Source organism: Salinimicrobium profundisediminis (assembly GCF_026241755.1).
In the GTDB taxonomy this organism is placed as follows: domain Bacteria; phylum Bacteroidota; class Bacteroidia; order Flavobacteriales; family Flavobacteriaceae; genus Salinimicrobium; species Salinimicrobium profundisediminis.
In genome coordinates this window covers 1-5,334 of the sequence record NZ_JAPJDA010000044.1, presented here as the reverse complement: position 1 = coordinate 5,334, position 5,334 = coordinate 1, and the positions used below count along the sequence as shown (strand labels likewise).

General features: G+C 38.3%; 3 protein-coding genes. 1 reads left to right on the top strand and 2 read right to left on the bottom strand.

What is annotated here, in order from left to right:
* A partial coding sequence (locus tag OQ279_RS17095) for an IS91 family transposase (protein ID WP_306419808.1) occupies positions 1 to 533 on the bottom strand: 533 nt, incomplete at its 3' end.
* A 2-nt stretch (positions 534 to 535) separates the two neighbouring features.
* Entirely contained in the window at positions 536 to 1,375 is an 840-nt protein-coding gene (locus OQ279_RS17090) for a tyrosine-type recombinase/integrase (RefSeq protein ID WP_266071261.1), read from the bottom strand.
* A gap of 2,110 nt (positions 1,376 to 3,485) precedes the next feature.
* Here OQ279_RS17090 and OQ279_RS17085 point away from each other — a divergent pair.
* Complete coding sequence (locus tag OQ279_RS17085) at positions 3,486 to 5,228, top strand: serpin family protein (protein ID WP_266071260.1); 1,743 nt, start codon at positions 3,486 to 3,488, stop codon at positions 5,226 to 5,228.
* Positions 5,229 to 5,334: the final 106 nt, after the last annotated feature.

The following is a 5,334-nucleotide window of genomic DNA, read 5'->3' as shown; positions in this document are numbered from 1 at the left end:
GGTTTCCATTTGCCTGATTTTGTAATCCCTCCACCGGGTATGATACAATGCAGATGGGGGTGCAGGGAGAGGTCTTGTCCCCAGGTGTGCAGGATTGCGATCATCCCAGGATTGGCTCCAAGGAACTTTGGGTTTGATGCAAAGCCTTTGATTACCTGCCAGGCTGTTTTGAACAACAGGCTATACATCTGTTTTGGCTCATACAGGCATAAGTGGTTAAGCTCACAGGGAAGGGTAAAGACCACGTGGAAGTAAGGCACTTTGAGGAGCTCTTCTTCCCGTGCCCTGATCCATTCTTCCCTTTTGTGCCCCTGGCACTTTGGACAATGCCGGTTGCGGCAACTGTTGTAGCTAAGGTGTAAACGTTGGCAGAAAGGATTGAGACAGCGGTCGATGTGACCACCCAGAGCAGCAGTACGGCATTTTCGCACCGCATGCAGGGTTCTGAGCTGCCAGCTGTTGGCACAATGATCAGCTAAGACCTCCTGGTTACGCTCTAACACCTGAGCTACTTCGTAAGTAGCAGATGCCATTACTATTTGTTGTACAGCCTGTCTAGCGGACTGAACGGCTTTTGCCTACCCAATTGTGCCACGTGAAGATAGGTTAAGGTGGTTTGGATATCTGCATGCCCCAAAAGATCCTTTACGCTCATGATATCCAGTCCCATTTCCAATAGGTGTGTCGCATAGCTATGACGAAGGCTGTGAGTGGTGATCTCTTTTTGGATACCGCTATGTTTGCGTGCCTCCCGTACGATCCATTGAACTCCTCGTGTGGACAAGGCAGTGGGATTATTTTCCCTGTCATAGCCATTGAAGCACCAGGTCGAAGGATTCTCTGCTGTAATGTACTTTTTCAGGCCACGGATCTGCAGCTTTGATAGAGGGACATATCGGTCTTTACGTCCTTTGCCCTGACGGATGTGGAGCATTTTTCGGTCAAAATCCAGATCCCTGAGCTGAAGGTTGCGAAGTTCGAAACAACGAAGGCCACAACCATAAAGCATAGCAAGGACCAGGCGGTGTTTAAGAAGTTTTGGTGCTTTTAGAAGTTGCTTTACCTCACTACGGCTCAGTACCACCGGAAGCTTGTTGGGTCGTTCGATGGACGGAAGAATCACCTGCATCTCTTGCATTCCACACATACGATAAGCATACCTAAGGCCGTAAATGGTATGCTTAAAGAAACTGTCGGATGGTGTTTTATGCTGTGATTTTAAAACGTGCAGGTAATCCAGAATTTGTTCCTCATCAAGATCAAGGGGACTGCACTTAAAATAAAGGGTTAGGTGCGCAAGGCAGCGGGAATAGTTGGTAAGGGTACTTTGACTTTTACCGGCCAGTTCAACAGAACGCTTTAATTTGCGGTACAATTCATTAAACTCAGGTACAGAATTACAGGCCCTATCAATGAGAGTGCTACTTTTTTTTCATAACTTTCAATGTTTATTATTAGATACTTAAAGGTAGTGAATAGTGATCGAAAGGTTTCTTGAAGCTACCTTTAGGTTTAGTTCAACATCGGTTAACGAGCAAATAGCTGAGATCCTTCAAAAATGACATTTTTAACTACCTTTAAAAAGATAACTTAACCGATAAATTCGCGTTCCCAACTCCGCTACTTGCGTTAACCGGGTACGTTGTGAGCCATTGCAGACAGGAGGGGAGCGCAATTGGGAAATTTCCGCTTTTGTGCTGCTGCTGGTGTAAAAACGCAGAAAAAAAGCTACGTGATAAAACATCACTCAGCCGCAAGTGGCGCTTTTTTTGGCCTTTTTGGAAGGTATAGTTTGTGAATAAAGCTGACTTCTGACCGATGTTGTTTGCCAGGAAAACCAGTCAAAAATGTCATTTTTAAGACCTCTTTGCAACGGACTCTAAAATAAAACAACGGCTCACAACACTATATAAAAACAATGCTATATTTAGCCTAAAATCGAAACTCCGTGCTCGCTGGCTGCACCTGATTGTCCTGCGGACAATCAAGCTCGCCCGCTCGCACTGTTTTTATACAGGACGTTGTGAAAAACACCGCTGACTAACAAAACGCAGGAAAAATAAAACTGACTTGGATAAATAACGGACGCTAAAAATGCCCTTTTTGGAAGGAAAGAAAAATTGAGTTTTAAAAGAAGAATTGCGACGGATTACTCACTCAAGCGGATAATTAAAAGGTGCTAAAAACATCATTTTTGAGAGGTTAGTAAACCAGAGTTTCAGATCTAACTACAGCGGACTTTCTCACTCAAGTGGAGAAAAAAAACGGACGTGAAAATGCTATTTTTGAGAGGTAAGAAAATAATAACTTTAAAAACAAAACACAGCTGACTGTATAGCGAAGTGGCTCACTCGGGCGGGCGGTGCATTTCACAACAATGAATAACACAAATTGCGGAATACCTTTCAAAAATGACATTTTTGACTACCTTTAAAAAGTAGTCTTTAACTGACAAATTCGAATGACCAAACCGCAACTTGCGTTATTCGAGACGTTGTAAACCAGGCAAAAAAATGGCATTTTAGGAAAGTGTAAATTTCTGAAATCTCTTGAAAAATATTTGACGCCGGACAAGTGGAATTCACTAATCCAATCTATCTCTAAAAAAAGATTTTCAAAAGAGAGTTCTTAAAAAAACGGACTGATCAGTTTTCAGCGGATTAAAAACTAACTAATTACACAAAAAGAATAAAAGCCCAGTTTACAACAACGGTTAACAAAAATGGCTTTTTTGAGAGATAATTTCCTAATTTTATTTCCATAAGAAAGAACTCGTTACGACGGACAAGTGGATCTTCCCTACTCGCCACTTTCGTTAACCGGGAACGTTACCTACAATGCCTCCGACTCTACTCAACGTGGAAAATAAAAAATCTGACTCTTCTCCTGGAATTCAATATCAAACAATCATTCCTTTCAAAAAACAAAAAACTGACACTTACTCGGCTGAAAATTAATTTTATCACTCTTGCGGAATTAAAAATAATCGAACTAATTAAGATTAAGTGGAACAGCGAGATAGTTTCATAAACTTAACCTCACTCAGCCGTGGATAATTTTCTCACTGTTACGGAGAAAAAATTATTCTCGGAAAATGAGGAAATTCAAATGCCTTAGAAAAACAGAACGGCAAATCTCTCGTGCTCACTCAGATGTGTCGGCAAAGTAGGTAACAATGGTTAACAAAAATGGCTTTTTTGAGAGATAATTTCCTACATTTATTTCCATAAGAAAAAACCGTTACAACGGAAAGTGACTTCTTCCCTACTCGCCACTTTCGTTAACCGGGACGTTGGGTGTAATTTGTTATTCGAAAAACAGTAATTAAATATGAAAATAAAACCTGCATTTAAGTTTACTTTAATAGCGACACTGCGGTATTAACGGATAATTTTATAATGTCGGGTAAAAGTCGGGGATAATACAGCATAGATTTTTTAGGATATTCTCAAGTTGGATATAATATTGTTGCAAATTCAGTTTGAATGAAAAAGCAAGATTTCAGAGAAAAACTTATAGAAGTTAGAAAAGCACGAGGTTTAACCCAAGAGGATGTAGCTAAAAAGTGTAAGGTTACAGTACGCACAATTCAGCGACTTGAATCTGGTCAGGTTACGCCCAGAGCTTATACAATTAGGACAATTTCTGAAAATTTAGGGATTAGTTACTTCGAGACTTCGAACAACGATGTCAAAAATAAGGAGCAACAGTCAAATCGGAAAACTCAGACCTTCTATTGGTATGCAAGAGATTTATTCAACTTAAAGACAAGTGCAATGAAAAAAGTTTCCATTTTAACTACACCATTTTTACTTAGCGGATTTGTTCTGTTCTTTTTTCCAAATTCAGAAACAAATGCGCAAACCAATGATTACAGCAGCTCTTTAAATAACTATTCTTTTGATTTATATCATGATATAAAGGTCGAAAAGGAAAATCTTATTATATCTCCGCTTAGTACTTATTATGCTCTTTTAGCGGCTTATGAAGGTTCAAAAAATAAAACAAAACAAGAATTTGAAAAAATATTATATCTAAATAATTCAGGTTCTTTAAACAATAACTACTTACATTATTTTGCAACTAAATCAGATAGTTTTCCTGGTGTTAATGTTGCGAATGCCATCTGGTTAGATAAAAATCTCGTATTAGAAGGAGATTATAGTAAGTCTGTGTCAGACAAATATTTTTCAGATTTTGAGCGAACGGAATTTGCCAATACAGAGAAGGCAGTTTCAGATATTAACGGGTGGGTTTCTAATAAAACAAGCGGCAAGATAGATGAAATTATAAATGACTCACATATAAATGCAGATACGAAATTAGTGATTTCTAATGCCGTATACTTTAGAAGAGAATGGCTATTTAAGTTTGACAAACAAAAGACAGTTTCTGCTCCTTTTTTTACAAGTGTCGAGAATCAATATAAAGTTGATTTTATGAATATGACCGAGAGTCTTAAGTATTTTGAAAACGAGGAGTATCAATTTATATCAAAGCCCTATCGAAATTCAGATTTGTCATTTGGGATAATTCTTCCCAAAAAATTGTTTGGTATTGAAGAAATTGAAGAAAAGATGAGTAATGAATTTTTTAATCAAATATTAGATAGTACATCTTATATAAAAACTGCACTTTCAATACCGAAATTAAAACTGGAATCAAATTACGAGTTGAGTGATGCTCTAAAAGGTGTAGGTTTAAAAACGGCTTTTACCAGTGAGGCTGACTTTTCAGGGATAACAAAAGAAGAACCTGTGCAGTTTTCTAAAGTATTACATAAAGCAGGGATTGAATTGGACGAAGAGAAAACAGAAGCTGCCGCAGCAACTGCAGCTAGTGTAAAAATAACTGGACGACAGTCGTACAAGATTTTTAAAGCTGACCACCCATTTGTGTTTTTTGTATTGGATAATAAAACTAAAATTATACTATTTATGGGGAGATATGTAAAGCCTGTAAATGGTGAAGAGATTGAAAAAGAAATTGTGGCACATAATTTAGAAAAAAGGAAACAAGAAAAACTCGAAGTAGGTAATGCGGGAGATGGAGTTTTATTAGTTGTTAATAATAAGATTGTTTCATCATCTGATTTTCAAGCCATTAATCAAGATGATATTGAATCGGTTCATGTTTATAAGGACAAGAAGGAGGTCGCCAAATACTCGTCTAAGAATTATGAAGGAGTTGTGGTTATTACACTTAAAAAAGAATTGCAAGATAACTGAGAAACCAGAAGGTTTATAAAAAACTACACCCAATAACTAAGCGTTCGTGTGGCCGGTACGGCCCAACATGAACGCCCTGTTGACTGAACCGGTTCTTTGCTGGTTG

Coding starts and splice junctions, on each gene's coding strand:
- OQ279_RS17085 (WP_266071260.1), top strand. CDS start 3,486: ATGAAAAAGCAAGATTTCAGAGAAAAACTTATAGAAGTTAGAAAAGCA.